Here is a 255-nt window from a genome sequence, read left to right as displayed (position 1 = left end):
AAAACGAAAAGGAAACTCGGTCGACGAGCGCTTCATCGATGACATTGCTCTTGTCGATTCCCTGTTCTCGCCTGAAGTGCGGGAAATTTACGAAGATGTTCTGCGTCGGCATTGGCGCGCTCTTGATGTCAAAGAGAGCGAGGTCAACACTTGGAACCAGGTTTACGGCCGTGCGGGCGTGTATCTTGAGTACCGTCAGGATTTTCCTGCCTTCGATGCGTTGCCGGAGGAGTTAGCCCGGAAGGCCATCGCACT

General features: G+C 53.7%; 1 protein-coding gene. It reads left to right on the top strand.

Annotated elements, in window-relative coordinates:
* Positions 1-255: hypothetical protein (locus KVS69_RS19910; RefSeq protein WP_217539907.1), on the top strand; the 255-nt coding region annotated here is incomplete at both ends.

This window comes from Stenotrophomonas sp. GbtcB23, assembly GCF_019091045.1.
GTDB classification, from domain to species: domain Bacteria; phylum Pseudomonadota; class Gammaproteobacteria; order Xanthomonadales; family Xanthomonadaceae; genus Stenotrophomonas; species Stenotrophomonas rhizophila_A.
This window is presented reverse-complemented; position numbering and strand designations above follow the sequence as displayed.